General features: G+C 43.6%; 19 protein-coding genes, 1 tRNA gene, 1 pseudogene and 1 riboswitch. Of the genes and pseudogenes, 14 read left to right on the forward strand and 7 right to left on the reverse strand.

Features of this window, described 5'->3' with window-relative positions:
• The first annotated feature begins 457 nt into the window (after positions 1-457).
• Entirely contained in the window at positions 458-1,171 is a 714-nt protein-coding gene (locus tag MXE28_RS03705; protein WP_226974116.1) for a hypothetical protein, read from the forward strand.
• Between the two features lie 6 nt (positions 1,172-1,177).
• Here the strand turns inward: MXE28_RS03705 and MXE28_RS03710 are convergent, their stop codons facing one another.
• Both MXE28_RS03710 and MXE28_RS03715 read right to left on the reverse strand, forming a co-directional pair.
• A complete protein-coding gene (locus MXE28_RS03710; protein ID WP_021841551.1) occupies positions 1,178-1,540 on the reverse strand; it encodes a hypothetical protein in 363 nt (120 codons plus the stop codon).
• Between the two features lie 215 nt (positions 1,541-1,755).
• Positions 1,756-1,930: riboswitch (cobalamin riboswitch) on the forward strand.
• Positions 1,931-2,237: 307 nt separating this feature from the next.
• Positions 2,238-2,322: transfer RNA gene (locus tag MXE28_RS03715), tRNA-Leu, on the reverse strand.
• A 261-nt stretch (positions 2,323-2,583) separates the two neighbouring features.
• Between MXE28_RS03715 and mfd the strand changes: the two genes are divergently transcribed.
• From mfd to MXE28_RS03745, 6 genes are all read left to right on the forward strand, one after another.
• Positions 2,584-5,871, forward strand: coding sequence for a transcription-repair coupling factor (gene mfd / locus MXE28_RS03720; protein ID WP_226974117.1), 3,288 nt, complete (start codon positions 2,584-2,586; stop codon positions 5,869-5,871).
• Positions 5,872-5,888: 17 nt separating this feature from the next.
• Entirely contained in the window at positions 5,889-7,469 is a 1,581-nt protein-coding gene (locus tag MXE28_RS03725) for a polysaccharide biosynthesis protein (RefSeq protein ID WP_021841553.1), read from the forward strand.
• A 51-nt stretch (positions 7,470-7,520) separates the two neighbouring features.
• On the forward strand, positions 7,521-8,747 hold the full coding sequence (gene mazG, locus MXE28_RS03730; RefSeq protein WP_021841554.1) for a nucleoside triphosphate pyrophosphohydrolase: 1,227 nt from the start codon (positions 7,521-7,523) through the stop codon (positions 8,745-8,747).
• Positions 8,748-8,818: 71 nt separating this feature from the next.
• Positions 8,819-9,121: an HU family DNA-binding protein gene (locus MXE28_RS03735; RefSeq protein ID WP_006556485.1), complete on the forward strand. Its 303-nt coding sequence runs from the start codon at positions 8,819-8,821 to the stop codon at positions 9,119-9,121.
• A gap of 168 nt (positions 9,122-9,289) precedes the next feature.
• Positions 9,290-10,462 carry a glycosyltransferase gene (locus MXE28_RS03740; RefSeq protein ID WP_021841555.1) on the forward strand — a complete coding sequence of 391 codons (1,173 nt, stop codon included), beginning with the start codon at positions 9,290-9,292 and terminating at the stop codon, positions 10,460-10,462.
• 66 nt (positions 10,463-10,528) lie between these two features.
• Positions 10,529-10,858, forward strand: a complete 330-nt coding sequence (locus MXE28_RS03745; RefSeq protein WP_021841556.1) for a hypothetical protein — start codon at positions 10,529-10,531, stop codon at positions 10,856-10,858.
• Positions 10,859-11,036: 178 nt separating this feature from the next.
• Here the strand turns inward: MXE28_RS03745 and MXE28_RS03750 are convergent, their stop codons facing one another.
• Positions 11,037-11,783, reverse strand: coding sequence for a DUF4198 domain-containing protein (locus MXE28_RS03750; RefSeq protein ID WP_021841557.1), 747 nt, complete (start codon positions 11,781-11,783; stop codon positions 11,037-11,039).
• A 297-nt stretch (positions 11,784-12,080) separates the two neighbouring features.
• Between MXE28_RS03750 and MXE28_RS03755 the strand changes: the two genes are divergently transcribed.
• The 3 genes from MXE28_RS03755 (at position 12,081) to MXE28_RS03765 (ending at position 15,436) form a co-directional block, all read left to right on the forward strand.
• Positions 12,081-14,069 carry an ABC-F family ATP-binding cassette domain-containing protein gene (locus MXE28_RS03755; RefSeq protein ID WP_021841558.1) on the forward strand — a complete coding sequence of 663 codons (1,989 nt, stop codon included), beginning with the start codon at positions 12,081-12,083 and terminating at the stop codon, positions 14,067-14,069.
• 329 nt (positions 14,070-14,398) lie between these two features.
• Positions 14,399-14,575 carry a hypothetical protein gene (locus tag MXE28_RS03760; RefSeq protein ID WP_021841559.1) on the forward strand — a complete coding sequence of 59 codons (177 nt, stop codon included), beginning with the start codon at positions 14,399-14,401 and terminating at the stop codon, positions 14,573-14,575.
• 351 nt (positions 14,576-14,926) lie between these two features.
• Positions 14,927-15,436 (forward strand): DnaA/Hda family protein, encoded by a 510-nt coding sequence (locus MXE28_RS03765; RefSeq protein ID WP_021841560.1) that lies wholly within the window; start codon positions 14,927-14,929, stop codon positions 15,434-15,436.
• A gap of 105 nt (positions 15,437-15,541) precedes the next feature.
• Here the strand turns inward: MXE28_RS03765 and MXE28_RS03770 are convergent, their stop codons facing one another.
• The 4 genes from MXE28_RS03770 to MXE28_RS03785 are packed head-to-tail and all read right to left on the reverse strand — an operon-like array spanning position 15,542 to position 19,824.
• Positions 15,542-16,834, reverse strand: coding sequence for an ABC transporter permease (locus MXE28_RS03770; RefSeq protein WP_247239821.1), 1,293 nt, complete (start codon positions 16,832-16,834; stop codon positions 15,542-15,544).
• The gene (locus tag MXE28_RS03775; RefSeq protein ID WP_021841562.1) at positions 16,824-17,495 is read right to left on the reverse strand and encodes an ABC transporter ATP-binding protein; all 672 of its coding nucleotides are present in this window, start codon (positions 17,493-17,495) and stop codon (positions 16,824-16,826) included. Before MXE28_RS03775 ends, MXE28_RS03770 begins: the two co-directional genes overlap by 11 nt.
• Position 17,496: 1 nt before the next feature.
• Positions 17,497-17,946 carry a hypothetical protein gene (locus MXE28_RS03780; RefSeq protein ID WP_226974119.1) on the reverse strand — a complete coding sequence of 150 codons (450 nt, stop codon included), beginning with the start codon at positions 17,944-17,946 and terminating at the stop codon, positions 17,497-17,499.
• A gap of 27 nt (positions 17,947-17,973) precedes the next feature.
• Positions 17,974-19,824: an alkaline phosphatase gene (locus MXE28_RS03785; RefSeq protein WP_247239822.1), complete on the reverse strand. Its 1,851-nt coding sequence runs from the start codon at positions 19,822-19,824 to the stop codon at positions 17,974-17,976.
• 509 nt (positions 19,825-20,333) lie between these two features.
• Between MXE28_RS03785 and MXE28_RS03790 the strand changes: the two are divergent.
• The 4 genes and pseudogenes from MXE28_RS03790 to MXE28_RS03805 form a co-directional block, all read left to right on the forward strand.
• Positions 20,334-20,915, forward strand: a pseudogene (locus tag MXE28_RS03790) (formate/nitrite transporter family protein); the annotation flags it as partial.
• Positions 20,916-21,171: 256 nt separating this feature from the next.
• The gene (locus MXE28_RS03795; protein ID WP_226974121.1) at positions 21,172-21,963 is read left to right on the forward strand and encodes an enoyl-CoA hydratase; all 792 of its coding nucleotides are present in this window, start codon (positions 21,172-21,174) and stop codon (positions 21,961-21,963) included.
• Between the two features lie 86 nt (positions 21,964-22,049).
• Positions 22,050-22,559, forward strand: coding sequence for an aldo/keto reductase (locus tag MXE28_RS03800; protein ID WP_226974122.1), 510 nt, complete (start codon positions 22,050-22,052; stop codon positions 22,557-22,559).
• Between the two features lie 21 nt (positions 22,560-22,580).
• Positions 22,581-22,916: an aldo/keto reductase gene (locus tag MXE28_RS03805; protein WP_247239825.1), complete on the forward strand. Its 336-nt coding sequence runs from the start codon at positions 22,581-22,583 to the stop codon at positions 22,914-22,916.
• The last annotated feature ends 172 nt before the right edge of the window (positions 22,917-23,088 follow it).

Consider the following 23,088-nt stretch of genomic DNA (forward strand, 5'->3'; position numbering starts at 1 on the left):
CGAACGGGAAGCATATATAGCGTGACTGCGTACGAATGATAGGTAGTCGCTGATTGAGCCGGTACGTACACTGCGTTACTAGCTTTCTCTACCGCAGCGAGCGAAGCAATGCGGCCACGTCCTAAATCAATAGAGCTTTCTCCCTCTAGCCTTCATAGCACTAAAAAAGTCACTAAAGCCGATCAATGCGGGTACGCCCTAAATCAATAGAGCGTTAAGCCACTAGCCCCTAGCATTAAATGATAGTATTCCTACTACTGTAGCAAGCGAAGCAATGCGGCTACGCTCTAAATAATCAAAAAAGACTGCAACCTAAGTCGGTAGACAGACCTAGGTTACACACTTTTTATTAAACTGACTAATTCCTTGAAATATTATCAGTAAAATTATAATATAGTTTATAAGATATTTTAACTAAATATTAAGTATTGATATTTTACTATTGGGAGGCATTTGTATGAAAGGTATTATTATTAGATTAATGTTTTGCTTTGCTTTTCTAATGACAGCAGGTGGATCTTATATAGAAGCTTATTCCTATTCTTTAACAGATGATTTTGCAGCTGAAAAGAGTAGAGTATCTTTTATCATGCGCAGTGTTGAGGGTACCAGCTATAATGTCTACATAGTAGGTGATGGAGATAAATATGCTGGAAAATCAGCGCCATTTGTTTGGGGCAGTACTAACGATTTAATTTATAAAGCAACAGCCTACACTCCTTATATTTCAGAGTTAAATGACGTAATAGCTCTGCAACAAGATATTAAGCTATTTGGAGATAATAGCAGAAACGAAGAATATATCAATGTAACCAACCCGACTCGTACCGGTGGTGTGTATGTCATTAAAGGCATTAACGGACAACCAGATATTTTAGTAGCTGCTATTCAGACTACCGGTGGTGGTTTTGTAGATTATCGCTTTTTTGCTATAAAAAATGGTGAATTACGACAAATGAAGCTTTTATTTTCTAACCAGAATACAAGATTAGTATCTATGGGCTATGTAGGCAATGGGCCTCACGCACTTTCTGATGGGACAATAGCTTTGCCATGGTTTAAACAAAAGATGGGCGGAGCAAAAGATTTTGGACAATTCACTTCAGTTTATATGCCGGATTATAATAATCTGATTTTAATTTGGGCTTATACTGTCAAAGGAGATCTATAATAGGCCTCAACCTAACTCCTTTTCTTTCACCTCAATAAAATCCACCACCGCTTTTTCAAAATCCACGCCCATTCTATCGGCCAAGGCAGCGAGCCACCAAACGCACTCACCTAATTTATGTGGTAGCAAAATCTCTAAATCTTTATCCGGATTTTCGGTAGGCCATGTCTTTTCATAGGCCATGGCCATTCTACCTATAAGTGCAGCGTCAGTTAAAAAACCTAATGCATCTTCTTCTATGGTCCAGCGTTTGCCGTTAATGGAATCTTCCAACTTATGATAGGAATCTCTGATTGCCAAATTACGGCTAATTGTTTCCTTTAGCGTTATTGAATGTCCGGAATTAACTTTATCTGTTGTATTTTTCATAATGACCTCCCTCTAAATGAATTGGAATAATCGTTTTTTCTATAAATTGAGTATAGCACCATGGAAGAAAAGAATCTTTAATAGATATCATCGAAAAGGCTATTTTATTATCTGAGTTGTTAATTCACAATATCATGAGAAATAATGACATTCGTTTATTGACAATGTATAAAAATCATGTTACTATACGTGTATAGAAAGTATCAAATAAATAAAATACATAGTTGGGAATAGGTGCAGAAATGCATAATAGAGAAGTCGGTGTAAGTCCGACACGATCCCGTCACTGTAAGGCTGAGCGAATCTCATTTAAGTCACTGGGTAACACTGGGAAGGCGAGAGGAGCGGTGAAGCTAAGTCAGGAGAACTGCCTATTCATCATTCACCATTTGACCTACGAGCGATAGGGAGGAGAATCATATATCCTTTTTCGCATGCGTCGGAAAAGGCTTTTTTATTGCCTAAATCGATGATGCATGTGACACCCGTACCGGTCATGGCTATGGATATTTGGTATTATCACGCAAGTGTTAATATATTGTCATGATAATGTATGGGCGTACATTTTCATCATCTCCTAATCAAAGGCTCTACAAAATACTGTGATGGGTATTTTGTAGAGCCTTTGACCTTTTTAAACACTATAATTCAAATTTTAGGCAATAAAAAAAGCCCTTAAGGGCTTAAAGTTCTTAACTGGTGCGGGAGAAGGGACTTGAACCCCCACGCCCGAAGGCGCCAGATCCTAAGTCTGGTGCGTCTGCCAATTCCGCCACTCCCGCAACAAAGATATATTATCATATCGGGCGCCATATCGTCAATAGATAATTAAAAAATAGCAAAGACAAAAGGGGAATGCATTGGACAATATTAATATTTTTACTGATGTGACGGGCCTAATAACCACCTTTTCGTATTGATGTTGCATGACTCCTATGGTACACTAAACATATACTTTGTAATTACAAGGGGCTTTGGCGTAGCTAAAGCCCGTTTTGTCGTTGCTATATGAGCGTAAAAAGAAGAAGGTAATAGAAAATCCAATGGAAACATTACAGGAATTATTATATAAATACCCTGCCTATAAAGAGGCGGAAGGACTTTTCGGTAAAAAGGGAAAGCATGTAATATCAGGGCTTGGAGGCTCTCAAAAGCCGTTCATTTACAGCACGGCTATGAAGGCTATAGAGCAGCGGCCTACTATTGTATTGGTGCATGATAAGAACCATAAAGAACAATGGGAACGCGATTTGGCATTCTTTTTGCCGGATGTGGACGTAATGCCATTTCCTATTACGGAAAAAGTCACATTCATTACGGCGGCGCGCAGCCTGGAAAATCAGGGGCTGCAGATGCGAGCATTAGGTGCCTTATTACACGATGAACCGGTTGTAGTTATCGCTACAATTGATGAGGCAACCCAGCGTATTTTAACGCCGGAAGAATTAAAAGAAAGTGTTATACATTTAGCCACCGGTGACATTGTTGAGCGTGAAATTATGCTCGAGAAATTGGTAACCTTAGGCTATGAACGAACAGACCAGGTGGAACAACGTGGTCATTTTAGCGTGCGCGGCGACATTATCGACGTATTCCCGGTAAACAGCGATAATCCGTATCGTGTTGAATTCTTTGACGATGAAATCGATACCATTCGCACCTTTGCTATCGACACGCAGCGCTCAATCGAGTCCGTTAAACATATGACAGTTATGCCGTTCCACTTGAACGATACGTCGGAAGAAGGCTCTTTATTGAGCTATGGCAAAAACGCCCTGCTTTTGTACGATGAACCGAATCGTTTGCAAGATGCCTTAAAAGGCTTTTTGAAAGAAGACGCCGTGCACCGTCAGCAGCATTTTACCTGGTCCGAGTTTATGGGGACTAATGCGGCTAAAAGTGAAATTGCATTTAACTTCCTGCAGCAGCGCGTGTCCGGTTTAGCCGGTTTTGACAGCATTGGGCTTCAGAGTAAGTCTATGATGTCCTTTGAGCGTCAAATGCCGCTTTTAATTGATGAAATAGACGTGTGGCTAACCCAGGGGCGTCAAGTTGTGCTCGTTATGAACAATTTGCAACGCCGCGAAGGTTTAGAACGAGCCCTCAGCGAAGCGAATATTGCCTATGAAGTGAGCGCCGAATTGAAAGCAACTAAAGAGGCGGTTCTCATTGTAAGCGGGCTTTTATCGGAAGGTTTTGAATTACCACTTTGTAACCTGGTGGTAGTTACGGAAGGCAATATTTTTGGTCAACAGAAGCGAAAGCTTCGTAAAAAAGTGCCAAAAGGTCAGGAGATTACTTACTTTACCGATTTAACGCCGGGCGATTATGTAGTCCATGCTTTGCACGGTATCGGGAAGTACGTGGGCCTCAAAACGATTGAAACAGAAGGCATTCACAAGGACTACATTGAAATTGCCTATGCGGGCACAGACAAGTTGTTTTTGCCGGCTGACAATTTAGACCAATTACAGAAATATATCGGCAATGAAGGTGATGTGCCTAAAATTCATAAGATGGGCGGCCGTGAGTGGGGCAAAGTTCGTCAAAAAGCACAAAAATCCATTGACGATTTGGCAGAAAAGCTGGTAGAACTCTATGCACAACGTGAGGTTGTGGATGGCTTTGCCTTTGACCCGGATGATACCTTCCAGATGGAATTTGAAGAAGCCTTTCCGTATGAAGAAACGGAAGACCAATTGCAGGCATCTCAAGAAATTAAGGCCTCTATGGAACAGCCGCATCCGATGGACCGGCTGCTTTGCGGTGACGTTGGTTTTGGTAAAACGGAAGTGGCTATGCGCGCTATTTTTAAAGCGGTAAAAAGCGGTAAACAAGTAGCCGTCTTAGTACCGACAACTGTATTGGCACAACAACATTTTCAGACCTTTACCGATCGTTTGGGTGCCTTTGGAGTACGCGTTGAAGTGTTGAACCGTTTCCGCTCCGCCGGTGAAAAGCGCGATATTATTAAACGGGTTGCCGATAAATCGGTGGATGTCTTAATCGGAACCCATGCGCTTTTAAATAAAAAAGTAGCTTTCAAAGATTTGGGACTCCTCGTTGTGGATGAAGAACAACGTTTCGGTGTAGCGCAGAAGGAAAAGTGGAAGAGTTGGGCCAATAATATTGACGTCTTGACGTTGAGTGCCACGCCGATTCCGCGAACCCTCCACATGTCGCTTGTAGGGGTGCGTGAAATGAGTGTTATCAACACGCCGCCGGAAGACCGTTTACCGGTGCAGACCTATGTGGTGGAATATGACATGAAGCTCATTGCCGAAGCCATTCGTCGCGAAATTCAGCGCGGTGGGCAGGTCTATTTCGTGTATAACCGTGTAGCTTCCATTGAGCACATGGGCGAACTTTTGGAAGCGGCTATGCCGGATTTGCGCTTTGCCATTGCCCACGGTCAGATGGCAGGCAGTGAAATGGAAGCCATCATGGTTGATTTTTATGAAGGTCATTATGATTTATTGCTATGTACCAGCATCATTGAAACGGGGCTCGATATTCCAAACGCCAATACGATTATCGTGTACGATGCGGATCGTTTGGGTCTGTCGCAGTTATATCAGATGCGGGGGCGTGTAGGTCGTTCCCGTCGTCGTGCCTATGCGTACTTCTTGTATCGTCCCGATAAAATGCTCAGTGAAACGGCGGAAAAACGTTTGAAAGCGATTGAAGAATTCACCGAACTGGGCGCCGGCTTTAAATTGGCTATGCGTGACCTTGAAATTCGCGGCGCCGGTAATTTACTGGGCTCACAGCAGCACGGCAATATCGCATCAGTCGGTTTTGCTTTGTATTGTTCTATGCTTGAAGAAGCGATTGCCAAAGCCCAGCATAAAACGGTTACCAAAACGGTGGAAGTGGATCCGGTTATCGATCTTGGCATCGATGCCTTCATTGATGAGGCCTATATCAATGATACGGCCCGGAAGATTACCATTTACCAGCGTCTGTTGCAGATTCGCAAGCTGGAAGATTTTGACGAATTTACCGATGAATTGATTGACCGATTCGGTTCGCCGACGCCGCCGGTGGAACGACTTTTGAAATTGGCGCGCATTAAAGAACGAGCCAGAGCCATCGGCATTAAGAGCATGGTTATTCGTGAAGGTGTTTTAATCATTCACTGGGCGGACTTAGAGAAGATGGTCGGCTGGGATCCCGGCTTAGTAGCGACAAAGGTTTGGCAACATGTTAAAATAGATAAAAATAATGTGTTACGTTACAGCCCGATTGAAGAGGGTGCTTCCGTATTGACCACAGTTGAGGTGTTAATGGGGGAATTGGAAAAACGTGACCCTGCTTTACAATCTCAGTAAGCTTCAGGAGGAACCGTATGAATCGATTTTTAAAAGGGGCTATGATTCTTACTTTAGCGGGCATAATTGTGAAAATTATCGGTGCTTTCAGCAAGGTGCTGTTGGCACGCATTTTAGGCGGTGAAGGGATTGGGCTGTATCAGATGGCCTATCCCATTTACCAGATTATTGTCAGCCTGGCTACAGCAGGTTTACCGGTAGCCATATCGATTATGATTGCCGATAAACTGGCCTATAAAGACGTACGCGGTGCGTCAAAAATCTTTAGAGTATCCGCTACGGTTTTATTTGCCTTAGGTGCTTTTTTCAGCGTGGCACTGTTTCTGGCGGTACCGTGGCTGGTTGAGTCGGAATGGCTTACAGATCCACGCAGCAGCTTTGCGCTCATGGCCTTGGCGCCGGCAATTGTGGTAGTGACGATTTTGAGCTGCTTGCGCGGCTATTTCCAAGGGTTTCAGGACATGCTGCCAACCGGGGCATCGCAGGTTGTGGAACAATCTTTACGCGTTGCCTGTATGGTAGGTTTTGCTCTATTCCTCTTGCCTTATGGACTGCCAATGGCGGCGGCAGGGGCTACGTTAGCTACCTTTCCGGGCGTTGTAGGGGGCATATTGGTACTCCTTTATTTTTACCGACGTCAACGTCATTTGCGGGCTAAACTATTAGCTGAGCAAGCGACGGACATCATTCCGGAAAGCTCATGGCAAATCATGAAGCGTTTGTTTGTTTTGGCCATTCCCGTTTCCATGGCCAACATTATGATGCCCATCGTGTCGGGCATTGATCTGGGCGTTGTACCGCAACGCCTCATTGATGCGGGCTATTCCGTTCGCGAAGCAACCACCTTATTCGGTTATTTGACGGGCATGGCTACCTCGCTGGTGAACTTGCCGATTATTTTGACTACGTCCTTGGCGGCCAGTCTTGTGCCGGCCATTTCTGAGGCGTTTTCCAAAAAAGACATGGGGGAAATTCAGAATCGCAGCCATGTGGCGCTCAAAATAACCACCTTGATTACGGTGCCTGCGTTTGTGGGGCTTTATGTGTTGGCTACGCCGATTTCAGAACTTCTCTATGCCACACCGAATGCGGGAGGCCCCATTGCGGTTATGAGTCTCAGCATCTTCCTCTTAGGTGTACAGCAAGTGAGTACGGGGATTTTACAAGGCCTCGGCCATACGGCGATTCCTATGGTGAATCTGTTCATCAGTACACTCATTAAAATTCCGCTTAGCTGGTATTTGACGGCCTTGCCGGAATGGGGGATTAACGGGGCGGCTTGGTCCACGAATATTGACTTTGGTTTGGCCGCATTATTAAATATGATTTTTGTGCGCCGCTACATCAAGTATCAGGTGCCTTGGCTCGAATTGAGTAAAATCTCCTTAGCCGCCTTTGCCATGGGCGGTGCGACCGTAATGACCTATTCCTTCTTTGAACCGCTTCTGGGCGGTAATTTTGCGGTTTTTGGCGCTATTGTAGTGGCTATCGTCATTTATGGAGCAGGCCTTCTGATTACAAAAGCTGTTAAAGACGATGAATGGCAGGCCATGCCGGTCATCGGGAAGCGTTTGAAAAAACGTTCTCATAAGGACTGATAGAAGAGCGGCTATGGCACATAGAAACGGAGAAGCAGAAAAGGAGATTGTATGAATACAGCAAATATCGGCCCTTTATTGGTTAAATTGAATATAGATGTGGCTCAGGGACTGTTTATTGTGGGTGCCGATCAAATTGAGGAAACACCCTTTGACTTAACAGGCACTTTGTTAGTCACTGATTTAATAAATGATGAAACAGCGTTGACGAATCTTACTGATGTTTTGAAAAAACGTTTCGGTACCAATAGTCAAGTTGATTTATATGGCGTTGCGCTTAGTGAAAATAATGCGCTCGGCAAAGGGTTGCCGGTGAGTGATTTAAGCACGTTAGGCGCCTCCTATATGACTAAACTGGAAGCAGACATGGGTGAATCCCTGACTTGGGTATTGCTTCATCGCTCGGCTGAAAATACTGTTAGGACTTCAGAAAATGCCTCTAAAATCGATTTAACGGGCCTGGAAGGGGCGGAAACTGAAGAAGGGTATGAATTTACCTTACAACCTCTCATTGACGTGGTAGCGGCTTTAAGAGCGCCGGACGGGTGCCCTTGGGATCGTTTGCAAACGCATAGTACCTTGCGCCGTTATCTTTTGGAAGAAGTATATGAAGTCCTTGAAGCCATCGACAATCAAGATATGGCCAATCTTCGCGAAGAGTTGGGCGACGTTTTATTGCAAATTGTATTCCATGCAAGACTAGCGGAAGAGCAGGGACTTTTTACCGTCCAAGATATTATTGACGATATAACGGCTAAAATGATTCGCCGTCATCCCCATGTTTTTGCCAAAGCTACATCGAAAGAATTAGCTTCAACCCAGCTAAACTGGGAGGCTTTGAAGGCGCAAGAACCGGGTCATGACAAAAAAACTTTGCTTGGCGGCATCTCCAAGGGCTTACCGGCTTTATTGGGGGCTCAAAAACTGCAAGAAAAGGCCGCGAAGGTAGGTTTTGACTGGGATACTGAGCCTCCGGTGTGGGCCAAATTTGAAGAAGAAATTGCCGAATTTAAGGAGGCTATCGCCGAAAAAGACTATGAAAATGCAGAATTAGAGGGCGGGGACGTGCTTTTTTCCTTGATTAATCTTCTAAGATGGTATAAAATAGGCGGTGAAAATGCACTAAACCGCACCAACAATAAGTTCCGCCAACGTTTTGCCCATGTAGAACGCTGTGTTAAAGACAGTGGAAAATCGTGGAAGGACTTTTCATTAGAAGAATTGGACTTATTTTGGGAATCGGCTAAAGTGTCTGAACAAAAACATTCATTGAAATGATTCGTAAGGCGTGATATACTCTTACAAGTTACAATGAATGGATACATTCTATTTTTTAAGGAGGTTCTGTCATGAATAAAACAGAATTAATCGCAAGTGTTGCTCAGAAAGCCGAATTAACTAAAAAGGATGCTGAAAAAGCAGTTAAAGCTGTGTTCGACACAGTAGCTGAAGAATTAGCAAAAGGCGAAAAAGTTCAGGTTATCGGTTTCGGTACTTTTGAAGTTCGCGAACGTTCCGCTCGTGAAGGCCGCAACCCACAGACTGGTAAAGCTATTACAATTGCAGCTTCCAAATCCCCTGCATTCAAAGCCGGTAAACAGTTAAAAGAATTAGTAAACGTACAAACTAAAGTTAAACCTCGCAAAAAATAATTTGCCCGGTTTTAGAAGAGACCGCCCATGATGACAGCGTCGTTAAGACGGCTGTTACGATTGCCAATCGGCAATAAGGGGGTCTCTTTTTTTATGCAAAAAACAAGTTCTTTCCCGTTTCTAATTCGAAAAATATGTTATAATTGAAGAACAGGGAAGGAGACATTTATGAGCAAGCCAGACAGAATACTCATAGTATCAGCTTCAATCGGTACAGGGCATACGCAAGCAGCCCGAGCCATTGAAGAGTATTGGGCACAGAAAAATCCTGATGCCATTATTACCCATGTAGATTTTTTAAATACGAACAGTTTTTCTTTTGACAACTTGATTAAAGAAACTTATATTAAGATGATTGACGTATTCCCTATGCTGTACGATGTTATTTATCGCATGTCGCAAGGGGATAAAAAAGGCAGCACCGCGCAGACGGCGTTGTCATGGATGTTGAAGCGTCGTATGTTAAAACTGATTAATCGGGAAAAGCCGGATATTATTATCTTCACTCATCCTTTTCCCTGTGGGGCGGCTTGTATTTTAAAACGCCAGCATTTAATTGATGTTCCTTTGGTAGCGGTAATTACTGATTTTCAAGTACATCAATTCTGGGTGTACAAACAAATTGATGCCTATTTTGTAGGCACCACTTCGATGGTGGATGAATTATGTAAAGCCGGTATTCCGGTCGATAAAATTACGATCACGGGTATTCCCGTACGCCGTACATTTTATGAGCATCGTTTAACCGAGTATAAGCATGCCTATCCGGTAAAGGTCCTCATTATGGGCGGTGGTCTCGGACTCGGTTGCGTGGAATCGGCATTGCAGCATTTAGATGAAGTATCCGGTATTGATGAGCTCATTGTTATTACCGGACGTAATGCGGAGCTTTACGAAGGGCTTATGAGCATGCGCAAGAATTTGCGCACTCCTACGACGATATACGGCTATACTTTGGAAGTTGCCAAATTGATGCGGGAAGCGGCCATGTTGGTTACCAAACCGGGTGGTTTGACCTGTATGGAAGCCGTTACGGTTGGTGTACCGATGGTTTTCTTCAGCGCCATTCCGGGGCAAGAAGAAGGCAATGCTGCTTTTTTTGAACAACAGGGTTTTGCCCGTTGGGTGCGCGATATTCATAATTTACACGCTGTAGTGACCGGTTTATTGGCTAATCCGGAACGATTACATGAGATGTCGAGGGAAGAATTGCATTGGAAGCTGGATGGGGCAGCCAATATTGTCAGAGCAGTTCAGTGTTTGTTAGATGAACGTAAAAAGCCTGTCGGTAATGTGAATACGTCTGTTGGGGATGTAAAAAACTCTCTTGCGAAGCTTTAGAATTTTTTGTACAATGGACTAAACATCCCGAAGGGGAATGGGGTTTTGTATTAAAGGAGGATTCGTATGGACGGCGACGCGCTGGAATCGTTTTATGAGAATTTAGGTTTTGAATTAGTTGAAATTGACGATCGGGAAACATTGTTTTATCAAATTGATGATGATGGTGATTATGCCACGATTACCGATGAAGATGGCGGTGTGCCGACTTCGTTGAATGAACCGATTATTTTTAACCTATATGATGATATGGATTCGTTTCAGTGGAGTGTGACAGTAGAAGATTCTGAATACTTTGGTGAATTATTTGCTCGCGTAGAAGATACGGACGAATTGCTTGCAGTATTAAAAGATATTCGACAAGAAAATATGGCTCGTTATGACGATAGCCTTTAATTAAAAGTTTGACTTAATCGATGCCGGCCGGTAAAGGCTGCAGATTGATATATGCCAAGCAATGAAAAAGCTATCCATTATTGCATCGTGTTGCAATGATGGATAGCTTTTTAGTTAGGAGGGGAAAAATGAAAAAGCAAAATAATATTAAGTTAGATCAATCTTCTTGCGAATCAAATTAATCTTCTTGTGGATGGAGCGTAAAGCTTAAGCTGGTAAAGATTTTATCTTGCGTAGCGAGGCCGTCAGATTGCGGATATGGGAAGGCGAGTTCAACGCCGATAACATTCACGCTGCCGTTGCGAACCGGTAAGTATGCTTTACCGTCCACATCCGTTTTTTCAACAACTGTGTGATGATTAATTAAATCCGGAATAATTTCTACATTCGGCATTGGCCGACCTTCATGCAATACTTGTACCGGCAAAATATCGCCTACGTTAAGCTGTGTAGGGTCTACCAACGGTACGATTTGATACGGAATATTCGGAATGGCTTTCGGTGTACCTACCTTATTCAGATAGTTGATGCTGTACTTAATGGCATGGGTTCCTTTAATAGCGCCCGGCACATCTTTCATAGGTGCGTTGTGAACCTTTTTCTGACTATCTACGCTCCAGTAGCCGTAATCGAAGACAATAACGGCGACACTCGTGTTTTCACTTGGCGTAATGGTCACATGGTCGGCAAAATTTTGCTGTGGAATAGCAATTTGCTGAAAATCTTTGGTATAACCGGTCAAAGATTTAACCATGTTTGGCTGATAGGCATTATCTTCCGGTCCTTCGCCGAGCACAAGCTGTAATTGATCGAGACGCGGACCTACCCAAAGTCCGTGAGCAGAGGTTACACTTACCGCAGCGGTAGTCAAAAGAGCGGCGGCGCATAATGAAGCGGTGGCTTTAAGCAATTTACTACGAATCATAGAACACACTCCTTATAAAAAACCAAAAAATACCAAAATACCTGTTATGAATGACTAAAACGCAGATGACATTCATATTATCCTCATCATGACGTATAATTAGTTACTTGTCAATAATGGTAATTATTATTGTTTTTCATGATTAAAATAAGCGGCAGTAAGCTGTGAACGGAATCGTGTGGTTTTGAAATGTATAGTAGCCGTTTGGTAAAGCCGTTTCTTTGCGGTATAATAAAAATAACGTATTAAATGAATTTGAATAGATAACAATCATCAAGAAAAAGGATTGAATAGATTATGAACGTGTTAACATTACAGGATGTAAGTCAATCGTACGGCACACGGCGATTATTTGAAGATGCCAATATGACCTTTACCGATAATAAACGGATCGGTTTAATTGGCGTTAACGGCACCGGTAAGTCAACCTTCATGCGCATGCTGGCAGGCCTTATTGAGCCGGAAAAAGGCACTATTTTGCGCAATGGTAAGGCATCGGTTTATTATTTGCCCCAAGCACCGGAATTTGACGAAGACGCATCCTTATTGGAAAATATATTTTTAGCGGATCATCCGGTTTTAAAATTAGTCCGTGAATACGAACGAATGGACCAAACTGCGCCGGGCAGTCCTGAGCATTTAAAACTATTGAGTCGCATGGAAACCGAAGGGGGCTGGCAGGTTGAACAACAGGCCCGCACGATTTTAACTAAATTGGGCTTCACCGATTTGATGCGGCTCGCTAGAGAACTAAGCGGCGGCCAGCGCCGGCGTTTGGCGTTGGGTCAGGCTCTGTTATATCCCAGTGATTTATTGCTTCTCGATGAACCGACTAACCATTTGGATGAAGCCAGCATCGAATGGCTTGAAAAATATCTTTTGGGCCGTAAAGGCGGGCTCGTAATCAGTACGCATGACCGCTATTTCTTGGATGCCTTGAGCGATGAAATTTTGGAATTGTCGGACCGTCATTTTTATAGCTATGAAGGAACCTATGAAACCTTCTTAACCTTGAAGGCGGACCGAGAAGAACGGGAAGCGGCGACGGCGGAAAAACGTCATCAGTTCTCGAAACGAGAACTGGCTTGGGTACGCCGTGGGGCTCAAGCGCGTTCGACGAAGCAAAAAGCCCGTTTACAGCGTTATGAAACCTTAAAAGCCCAGGATGTGGCACGTCGTGCCGATACCTTGGATCCGATTGCTCTTAAGAGCCGTTTGGGCAAGACGATTTTTGATATTGAACACTTAACCTTCAGTCGCGGTGATATTCCGATTGTGAAGGATTTTACGTATCATGTGGTTCGTCATGACCGCATTGGTATCGTGGGACCGAATGGCATCGGTAAATCCACATTTATGGGGTTATTGGACGGTAAATTCGAACCGGATGCAGGAACCCTTGGGCGTGGTGAAACGGTCCGTATAGCGCATTTTACGCAAGAATTACCGGTATTTGATGAAGATCAGCGTGTATTGGATTATATTCGGGAAGACCATCGCTACATGGTGTTGGCCGATGGCAGTACGTTGAGTGCCGGTCAGATTTTGGAGCGTTTCCTATTTACCCCGGAACTTCATGGTGTACCGATTCGCAAACTATCGGGCGGTGAAAAGCGCCGCTTGTATTTGTTAAAACTCCTCATGAGTGCCCCTAATGTGCTCTTATTGGATGAACCGACTAATGACTTGGATATTCCGACGCTGGAAGTGCTGGAAGACTTCTTGGACTCTTTTAGCGGTATTGTCATTACCGTTTGCCATGATCGCTACTTTTTAGATCGCGTCGTAGATAAATTATTTGTATTTAAAGGGAACGGTCAAATTGAAATCGTCCATGGGGCGTATTCGGAATATCGTGATATGTTGGATGAAATGGAAGCAGACACCGGCATTGGTGTTTTGGCGGGTGGTAAATTAAATAGCGGTGTTGTAGGGCAGCAGGCAGGTACCTCCCAAACCGGAGCAGGGGATGCCAAAAATGAGCCGAAAAGCGATAAAATCGCTTCTAAGGGCTCTCACACGGGTGATGCGGCTAATGACACCTCAACTACGGCAGAAACGGCTCCTGCAGCGTCTAAATCACTTACAAAGGCAGAGCAGGCAGAGCTTGCTCAATTAGAACTGGATATTTCCGAGCTGGAAGGCCTGTTAAAAGCTTATGATGCCATGCTTAATCAAGCGGGCGGCGATTACGAAGCCATGGAAAAGACTATGGCGGAACGTGCCGATGCGGCGGCGAAATTAGATGCTAAAACGGAACGGTGGTTAATGCTTGCCGAGCGGTAATAGAATAATTTGTTTTAAAAATTTTTATTAATACCTTTCGCTTTGATGCATTAAATTTTTATAAATTAAAATTATGATACTTAAGAAATCAGACATAATTAAAAATAATTTATTTTTTGAATACTCCATTCGCTTATTTTGATAAAATACGCCGTATAAACAAGAAATTTGATTTATAGTTTTGAAAGATGTAAACAATTTGAAAAAGTTTAAGGTATACATGAAATAAAATATTGAATTTTGTCGCTTGAATAGTATATACTAGAAACAGAGAAGCATAGTTATTTTTTTGCATGGCAGTGTTACGCATTTCCCAAGGGAGGATCGTTATGAAAACTAACAAGTGGGGCGGCAAACGCGCGGGCGCAGGTCGCAAAAAATCATTATTCGACCGCAAAGGTCGTACATTCCGTTTGACGGATGCAGAATTTTTGGAAGTTAAGCCTTTGATTGACGCAATTCGTAAACGTACTGAAGCGGCTGCTTTGGCATCCAAAGTTAAGTAGTGTCAATTAAGGACTGGGGAGAGTCCGACATATTTGCTCATCGTTAAAGAATTCAATCAGCAGATTGTTACTCTACTTCTCATATTTTATTAACAATGTAGTAGATAGGTATGAGGACTTATCGGCAACCGAGTATTCGGTTGCCGATTTTTCTGTTCTGATGAGATGTATTTATCAGGTACGAAAAACTTTGTAAAAAATTTTTGATTTTATGACAGAAACAAGATAACTATTTTTTCTTATAAAGTTTAGTCATTTTCTGCTATAATATGTAATAGTGAAAATATTGAATATAGTTCACAAATAGATTTAATAAAAATAAAAGGATAAAAGTTTATAAGGAGATATAGCATGACAGAAACAATTAATACCGATATTTTAAAGAAAACCGATACTATTGTAAAAGCTGACGCGCGTCATACTTTTGATACCGTAGCGGCTGCATTGGGTGCTGATGCGCATAATCCGCTTGTAGTAGTAGGGACGGTTGCCAAAATGGAAAACGTCGGCGAAATCGTAAAGCGCGAATCTTTGGACGTTACACCGAATCTCGTAATTAAAGAATTTACCGGTCAAGGTTTGGTGGAAGCGTATACCGACAGCGTGACTTACGGTTATGTGGCCGACTTCATGGAAGAATTCGTGCGCATTGATATGCTTTTAATCAGCGAGTTTGATTATGTAGTGCGTGAAGCGGATGAATCGGTACAAAAAGGGTTGCTCCGTTTGTTTGAAGGTTTGGTTCGCAATAATCGTCAGGTTGTATTTACCATGACACAGGCTCCCGAAACCTATGAAGCCTTAGTTTTACCGAATTTGGCAGAACTCGTTGGCAGCGGTGCCTTCGTAGTTGTTAAATAAGAAACTAAAGTTAAAATGTAATACAAAAGGGATATATCAGCGAAGAGTGGGTAGTTCTTCGTGATATATCCCTTTTTGTGTAGGTGAGATTGTGTAAAACGTGTGTTAATTCATTACATCATGTAATTGTTTTGCCTTCCGGTGGAATGCGTACACCGGCAAGAGGCTTACCGCCAGACCGACGACTATGCAAAGGAGGGTGAGTTGCAAAGACGCTGAGGAGATGGCCAGCGGCATGATGATGGCTGAACTGGTGTTTAATGCATAGGCCAGGCCGAGGTAGGCGCCAAAGCCCATGAGCCAGCCAAAGACTGCGCCAAGACCTATTACATAGGCCGTTTGCTGTATCAAAATACTGTACAGCTGCTTTTGTGTAGCGCCGAGCGCTTTTAAGATGGCGTAATCGCGGAGTCGATTCACCGTTGCCAAATAAGCAGTTACCAAAACAACGGCCATGGCAAGTCCGATTAATAAGTAACCGATGGGTTGCCATACTTTTTCACCACGCCCCATGAGGTTGAAGAGTTGGGTAATGACTTGGGCGGGGAATACGAGTTGAGCATCTTTGCGTTTGACATATTGGGCTGCTAGGGTATAGGCTTGTCCGAAACCTACCGGTTCGACCATGATAGCCGTCACATCGCCTTTTTCAGAAAGGTCGTGACTATGATCTTGGTCTTGCACTTGCTCTTGGGCTTGAGCTTGAGCTTGAGCTTGAGCGGCTTTTGGGAGTTGTCCTTGTACTCGGTTTGGTTTATGACCGTGAGCATGGAGCTCCCAAATGCTTTCGATAGGTGTCAAAACGGCTTGATTATAAGGGCCGCCGGTATCGGCTAATATACCGACAACCGTAAATTTTTCTTCTTGATGCTCTTTACCTTTTGCCAAAGTACCATGTGTGGAGTAGAAGGTATCACCTAGAGCCAGGCCTAATTGTTTTGCCACATCTTGGCCGATAACGGCTTCAAAAGGGGTTTGGAACGGACGGCCCGATGAGAGGCGCAGCCATTCCGGTTTAGTATTATCGGCTCGTACGGTAAAAATTTCAGGCTCGGTACCAACTAAGCGAAACCCTTTTACACTATCGCCAAAAGCTAAAGGTATGGCCTGTTTTACAAGTTTAGTATTGGCGCGTAATTGAGTAACTTCTTGGTAACTGATATTGGAAAGGGGTTTGTCTTGTAAAAAGACGGTATTGAGTACAAACTGTTGGCTGCTTCCGGGAGAGCCTACGAGTAGGGTAAAGGGTTCGGTCGCGGCGATGAGTCCACGCTGCAGTCCGCTACCCAAGGAAACTACCAATACACTTAAGGCTACCGCGAGCGCCATGACGAGAAGCAGGAGCGATGTGGTCAGAGGTTTGGACCAGAGCTGCTGCCAGGCTATTTTACGAATCATGAGAACCTCGCTTTGTTAAGTGTAATTGATTAGTGAATTGAGAAATAACAGTCGTTTCGTGACTGGCAATCAGTAAGGTGGCATTGGCTTCTGTGCTGTAGTTGCGCAATAAGTCAATAACGATGGCACTGTTGGCGGCATCAAGACTGGCTGTCGGTTCGTCGGCTAACAGTAGGGAAGGTTTTTTTATAAGCGCTCGGGCAATAGCCACGCGTTGTTGCTCACCTTTGCTCAATTGGGTCGGCTTTTTGTGACGGAGATTGGTAAGTCCCATGATATCCATGAGTTTCACCGCTTCATCGGTCATCTCTTTGTGCGTAAAACGATTGGCAAAGAAGGCACCGCTTATAATGTTTTCTTCGGCTGTTAAAAAACTGAGCAGATTGAAGTCTTGAAAAATATAACCAACTTGTTGACCGCGCCAATGATCGAGTTCTTTTGCGTTGATTTCGGTCAATTTGACATCATCCGCCTGAATCGTGCCGGTAGTCGGTTGTAGGAGTCCGGCTATGCACTGAAGTAAGGTGGATTTGCCACTGCCGCTAACGCCGGTCAAACACCATTGACTACCGGTCGGTGCTTCAAAGGAAGGCAAGTCCAATACGGTAATCAAGGTGTCGCCGTCAGGAAATTGACGGGTCAGATTTTGAATCGTCAACATATTAATAAACCTCAGCACCACGGAGGCGAACAAGACTTACGAAGCCTGTTTCACCATCTACATAGCTGCCTACTTCTAATTGTCCCGATACGGTAATGTCCTGATCGTAAGGCAAAGCCGTTACGGAATCGTCCATATAAACGACTACAATATCACTAGGCCAATCTGCATCAGTTGAGCAGAAGGGGCAGATGGCCATAGGTGTTTCCGTGAGCACAAAGAAGTTGATGGTCGGTTTTAGCGGTGGAGCCATATAACCTTGCATCGTTACATTTTGCCCATTTAATGACAATAAGCTATCCGATAAAATAAGCCCTTCTGAAGTTGCGCCTGCATACATGTCTTCAAAATTCAGCCAAGCCGCCAAAGCCGTGTTGGGCACCATGACAACTGCAAGCTGTACTACGAGGCCAAGTATTAAAGGGCGTAGCCACTGTTTTAATTGCATCATTGTTCCTAGTCACATCCTTGTAAAAAATTATTTGTTGTTATCTTTGTTGCCGTCAACGCCAAGGGCACGGAGGATACCGAAGAATACTTCAGTGTTGTCCATAACGCCGTGGAAGTATTCGGAACCAGGGCCTTGAGCCATGAGTACTACGTCGTCAGCGGAGTGAATTTCGCTGGTTTCACCGGTAGTTGTAGGTAAGTTGCCTTGTACTAAGCGAGCGCCTTGTGGAGCACGTTTAGGGTTAGCGATTACAAGACCGTCTTTGCCGGCTGTAGCTGGGCTGGTTGGTTCATTTTGGAAACGATAGTTTTCATAATGATCCGGAGCATTAGCGTATTGAACAGCTAAGGTTACGTCAGCATCAGGGTTATCAGGGAAGCCGTCGCGGTTAGCATCGATGAATGTAGGCCAGCCTGCATCACCGTATACACGAACTGCTTCACGACCTACTTTGCCATCTTGTTCGCTGTAAGTACCGGTAATACTGATACCGTGAGCATGGTCAGCTACTACGATGATTAAAGTGTTGTCGCCATGAGCTTTGGAGTATTCCTGAGCCCATTGGATTGTCTGGTCGAATTCGATAGCGTCATAAGCCGCACGTTGCCAATCCATTGTATGTAATTGTTTGTCAATGGAGCCGGCTTCGGACATAAGGAAGAAACCGTTAGGGTTCTTTTCTAATACGTCAACGGCTTTCTTAGTCATATCCAAAAGACCAGGTTGGTCGTTGAAACCTTTAAGCACGGATGGATTTTCAGGTAAGAATTCGCGATCCATGTAAACGTTCATAGTGTTAAGCGTGAATAAACCGAGGATTGGTTTGTCAGCTGTAGTTTGAGCAAGTTCAGTTTTGTTACCGGCAAATTGGTAGCCTTTGTTTTTGAACTCTTGGATTACGTTCACATTATCTTTACGTTTGGAACCAGGAGTTTCTAATGGTAAGAAGAACTGGGAACCGCCGCCCAAAACAACAGCCGGTGGGTTTTTACGATTTAAGAAGTCCATTGCGATGAAGTTCTGTTCGCCGCGACGACGAGTGTGTGCAGTTACGGCAGCCGGAGTTGCGTCAGTTACAGCCGCAGTTGTTACCATACCGTAGGACATATCTTTCGCACGGGAAATGATTTCAGAGATATTTTCTACTTTTGGATCATCCATTGGGTCCGGAGTGCTGTTTTCATACACGCCCATAGCGTTAACTACGGATTTGTTACCGGTGTTGTAAGCGGAAGCACTGTTGGCGGAGTCCGTTACGATGGAGTCATAACCGGAAGTAGTGATAAGAGCCATGTGAGGCATTTTTTCCATAGCCAAAACGTCGTTGAATTTACCGTCGCTCATGCCTTTAGAAAGGATACGAGCCACTTCTTTAGCTTGCATGCTCATGCCGTCGCCAACGAAGAGGATAACGTTTTTAGCTTTCTTTTGAGCTTTTTCGTTAACTACTTTGTAGTTAGCCATTTTTCTGATGGCGCCTTGAGCTGTGTTAGCAACTACGTTAACGCGTTTGTCGCCGGTGTCTTTGAAAGACACATCGTTAATGCGATAGGAAATATGGTCGGCGTATTGGGTGATTGTTGCGTCTTGTTTGAAAACTTTAGTAGCGTCTTCACCGTTGATTGTTACTGCTACTTCTGTAGTAGTAAGCGGTAATTCCACTTCAAAGTCAAAACGTTGACCCTGCCAGAATTTTGCCTGGTTAATAGGCATTACTTTAATTGCGTTACTTGTCACAGCCGTGGCAGGTAAGTTTGCTTGAGAAACTACACTCACTGCAGGAGCTGCTGCTTGGACTGCGGGCGTACTAAGACCGAACGCTAAGGCACCTGCTAAAGCAAAAAATACCATTTTACGTAAATGCTGCTTTCCGTTCATGAAAATACCTCCTAATGTATCAAATAAAAATGAACTTCTGCTCTCTTTATCCTAACAAAGTGCTAAAAAAAGATATAGAAAAAAGGCAGTAAAGTATTTGTAAAAGAATTGTAATAGGACTAAGGTCTAAGGACGTTTGAATTTAGTACAACACAAATATCGTGTTTTATGCTACAATAGAAAAGATAAACTATGTCAGAGGTTCAGCGTGTGAAGTCACATAGGGTCATTTTACAAAAGTTCGTAAATATTTGATAAAAGTCGGTAGCTTTTATCGGTCAGCCGTTAATGACTAAGTGGTCGTTATAAAATAGCAGTGTATATGTAAAAGCGTATATGTAAAAGCGTATATGTAGCAGTGTATATGTAGCGGTATGCATATAGTAGTATGTATGTAGCAGTATGCATATAGCAGAATGCATGTAACAGTCAGTTATTAGGAGGCGAATTTTTTATGAATGATCCAAAATTGTTGAAACCTGTAGAAACAACGGCCCTGGCTATGTGGGCGCATTTCCCTATACCGTTTATTGCGTAATTGGGTGATTGTATTTATGGCAAACTTATTGGGGTCGCTTTGCATCGCGTGGTTGTTAAGCCAATCCGGGCTATGGCACAGTGGCGCCAACCTGCTGGGTGGCATGACGATTAAACTGGCGGTCGGCAAAGTGACGCTTACATTCGGCCAAGCATTGGCATTGGGAATACTTTGTAACTGGCTTGTATGTTTAGCCGTTTGGCTCAGTTTTAGCACCACATCAACGGCCGGTAAGATTCTGGCAATTTATTTACCTATATTCATGTTTATCGTATCCGGTTTTGAACATAGTGTGGCTAATATGTATTATATTCCGGCCGGTATTTTGGCGGCTTCCGATTCGTCTTATGTGGCACAGGCCACGGCATTGGGGGTTACACCGGATGCTCTGGCACAACTTGGTTGGGGGTCTTTCTTTATTAACAATCTCTTGCCGGTCAGCTTAGGCAATATTATCGGCGGTGCCGTATTTATCGGCATGGCGTTAATGTATGGGAATGGTCGTCCCGATGAAACGTTGATTCAGGCTATGAAGGAAAAAGTTTTAAAATAAGGTAATCAAAATTTTAAAGTAAGTTAATCAAAGTTTTAAAGTAAGGTACGAAGGTTAGTATACATCGGCATGGCTAATTATTATAAATCCGGAAATTAAAAGCCAAAGCTTGAAACCGCCTCTTTTCATTATCGAAGAAATTCGGTATACTAGAAGCAAAGCAATTAATAAAGTATGATAAGCACTTTTTTAGAATCCTGTAATTTAGGTAATATAAGGAAGGCTTTGATTCCGAGTATTAGAAATGGAGTAGTCAATGGAATATACTAATATTTTGTATTCAGTAAAAAACAAAGTAGCAACAATCACCTTTAATCGTCCGGAAGTACAGAACGGATTTAACATTCCCATGTGTAATGAAATTCTTGATGCCATCGAACGCACCGAGGCAGATCCGGAAGCTCGCGTACTGCTCTTTAATGCTGTAGGCAAAGTATTCTCCGTAGGTGGCGACTTGTCTGAAATGAAGCGCGCCGTTGAAGAAAACGACCAGCAGTCCTTGGTAGCTATTGCCGAACTCGTTATGCAAATTTCCTTTGCGATGAAAAAAATGTCCAAACCGGTTGTTATGAGTACCGATGGCGCCGTAGCAGGGGCGGCTTTTAACATGGTATTGGCTGCGGATATTTGCATTGCCTCCACCAACAGCCGCTTTATCCAGGCTTTTGTTAACGTGGGCCTTGCACCTGATGCGGGCGGCATGTTCTTATTGACCCGTTCCATAGGCATGAACCGGGCTATGCAACTTGCCATGACCGGTGAAGCGGTAACGGCGGAACGCGCTAGAGAATACGGCTTCGTCTATAAAGTGTGCGAACCGGAATTATTGGAAAAAACGACCGACCGTCTTTGTGCCCGTTTGGCAAAAGGCCCTGAATTATCCTTCAAAGCTATGAAAGAAATGATGTGGGCCAGCGTATTCAGCGGTTGGGATGAATATGCTAAATTGGAAGTGCATTTACAAACAACCTTGGGCTTTTCGGAAGACTTCAAAGAAGGCGTGCGGGCCTTTGCAGAACGTCGTCGTCCTAATTTCCAGGGGAAATAAGTTTTTATTTTGGGGGCTATTTTTAATGGCCCTCAATTTTAATACTCAAAATAATTTAAATATTTGACGAATAGGAGCGAGATTTTATGAAAACCAATGAAGTCAAAGAGTATGTAGTATTGAATAATGGTGTAAAAATGCCGATTCTTGCCTTTGGGACCGATTTAATTCCCAATGAAGACACGAAACAGGCCGTTTTGGACGCGTTTGCTGCAGGCTATCGTCACATCGATACGGCTCGCTTGTACGGCAATGAAAATGAAGTGGGGGAAGCCGTGAATGCCACGTCTGTACCTCGTGATGAAGTTTTCGTAACAACGAAGATTTGGTTTAATAATTATGGTTATGAAAAAGCCAAAGCAGCCATTGATGATGCTTTAAAACGTATGAACCTTGACTATCTTGACCTCATGCTCCTTCATCAGCCATATAATGATTATTACGGTGCCTATCGTGCTTTGGAAGAAGCGTACAAAGCCGGTAAATTACGGGCCATCGGTGTAAGTAACTTCTATCCGGACCGCTTAAATGACCTCATTGCCTTCAACGAAATTAAGCCGCAAGTGGACCAGATTGAAATTCATCCGTACTTCTAGCAGGAATTTGCTCGTGCCAATATGGAATCTCACGGTGTTCAGACTGAATCTTGGGCTGCCTTTGCCCGCGGTAAAGATGGTATTTTTACCAATCCAATCTTAGAAGAAATCGGTAAAAAATATAATAAATCTACGGCTCAAATCATGATTCGTTGGCAGTTGCAGCGTGGCATTGTATGCCTTGCCAAGAGCTCCAGTCCTAAACGGATGGCACAAAACCTCGACGTATTTGACTTTAACCTTACCGAAGAAGACATGGCGGCCATTAAAACCATCGATAGAGATACAACCGTGTTTATGAGCCATTACGATCCGCGTATGCTAGAGGAATTATTAACTAGAGCCGTTGAGGCGTAAGCCCTTTTTTTCATTCCGCTTATTTAGGACCTAGTCCACATAAAGGGCTAAAACGCCATAACCGGCCTAGTTAATAGGGGGAGAGGGGGAAGGGTTCGTATAGGCGAAGCCTGGATGCGGCCTTGTGTTAATTAAATAAATAACGACTCTCTCTATCCTGTTTGCTCCTACG

Source organism: Veillonella sp. KGMB01456, assembly GCF_023051165.1.
In the GTDB taxonomy this organism is placed as follows: Bacteria; Bacillota; Negativicutes; order Veillonellales; family Veillonellaceae; genus Veillonella_A.

Excerpts from the sequence above, each read along its gene's own strand:
- MXE28_RS03750 (WP_021841557.1), bottom strand. The coding sequence starts at position 11,783 with ATGATTCGTAGTAAATTGCTTAAAGCCACCGCTTCATTATGCGCCGCC.
- MXE28_RS03775 (WP_021841562.1), bottom strand. The coding sequence starts at position 17,495 with ATGTTGACGATTCAAAATCTGACCCGTCAATTTCCTGACGGCGACACC.
- mazG (WP_021841554.1), top strand. The coding sequence starts at position 7,521 with ATGAATACAGCAAATATCGGCCCTTTATTGGTTAAATTGAATATAGAT.
- MXE28_RS03755 (WP_021841558.1), top strand. The coding sequence starts at position 12,081 with ATGAACGTGTTAACATTACAGGATGTAAGTCAATCGTACGGCACACGG.
- MXE28_RS03760 (WP_021841559.1), top strand. The coding sequence starts at position 14,399 with ATGAAAACTAACAAGTGGGGCGGCAAACGCGCGGGCGCAGGTCGCAAA.
- MXE28_RS03745 (WP_021841556.1), top strand. The coding sequence starts at position 10,529 with ATGGACGGCGACGCGCTGGAATCGTTTTATGAGAATTTAGGTTTTGAA.
- MXE28_RS03780 (WP_226974119.1), bottom strand. The coding sequence starts at position 17,946 with ATGATGCAATTAAAACAGTGGCTACGCCCTTTAATACTTGGCCTCGTA.
- MXE28_RS03705 (WP_226974116.1), top strand. The coding sequence starts at position 458 with ATGAAAGGTATTATTATTAGATTAATGTTTTGCTTTGCTTTTCTAATG.
- mfd (WP_226974117.1), top strand. The coding sequence starts at position 2,584 with ATGGAAACATTACAGGAATTATTATATAAATACCCTGCCTATAAAGAG.
- MXE28_RS03725 (WP_021841553.1), top strand. The coding sequence starts at position 5,889 with ATGAATCGATTTTTAAAAGGGGCTATGATTCTTACTTTAGCGGGCATA.
- MXE28_RS03710 (WP_021841551.1), bottom strand. The coding sequence starts at position 1,540 with ATGAAAAATACAACAGATAAAGTTAATTCCGGACATTCAATAACGCTA.
- MXE28_RS03785 (WP_247239822.1), bottom strand. The coding sequence starts at position 19,824 with ATGAACGGAAAGCAGCATTTACGTAAAATGGTATTTTTTGCTTTAGCA.
- MXE28_RS03800 (WP_226974122.1), top strand. The coding sequence starts at position 22,050 with ATGAAAACCAATGAAGTCAAAGAGTATGTAGTATTGAATAATGGTGTA.
- MXE28_RS03805 (WP_247239825.1), top strand. The coding sequence starts at position 22,581 with ATGGAATCTCACGGTGTTCAGACTGAATCTTGGGCTGCCTTTGCCCGC.
- MXE28_RS03770 (WP_247239821.1), bottom strand. The coding sequence starts at position 16,834 with ATGATTCGTAAAATAGCCTGGCAGCAGCTCTGGTCCAAACCTCTGACC.
- MXE28_RS03795 (WP_226974121.1), top strand. The coding sequence starts at position 21,172 with ATGGAATATACTAATATTTTGTATTCAGTAAAAAACAAAGTAGCAACA.
- MXE28_RS03740 (WP_021841555.1), top strand. The coding sequence starts at position 9,290 with ATGAGCAAGCCAGACAGAATACTCATAGTATCAGCTTCAATCGGTACA.
- MXE28_RS03735 (WP_006556485.1), top strand. The coding sequence starts at position 8,819 with ATGAATAAAACAGAATTAATCGCAAGTGTTGCTCAGAAAGCCGAATTA.
- MXE28_RS03765 (WP_021841560.1), top strand. The coding sequence starts at position 14,927 with ATGACAGAAACAATTAATACCGATATTTTAAAGAAAACCGATACTATT.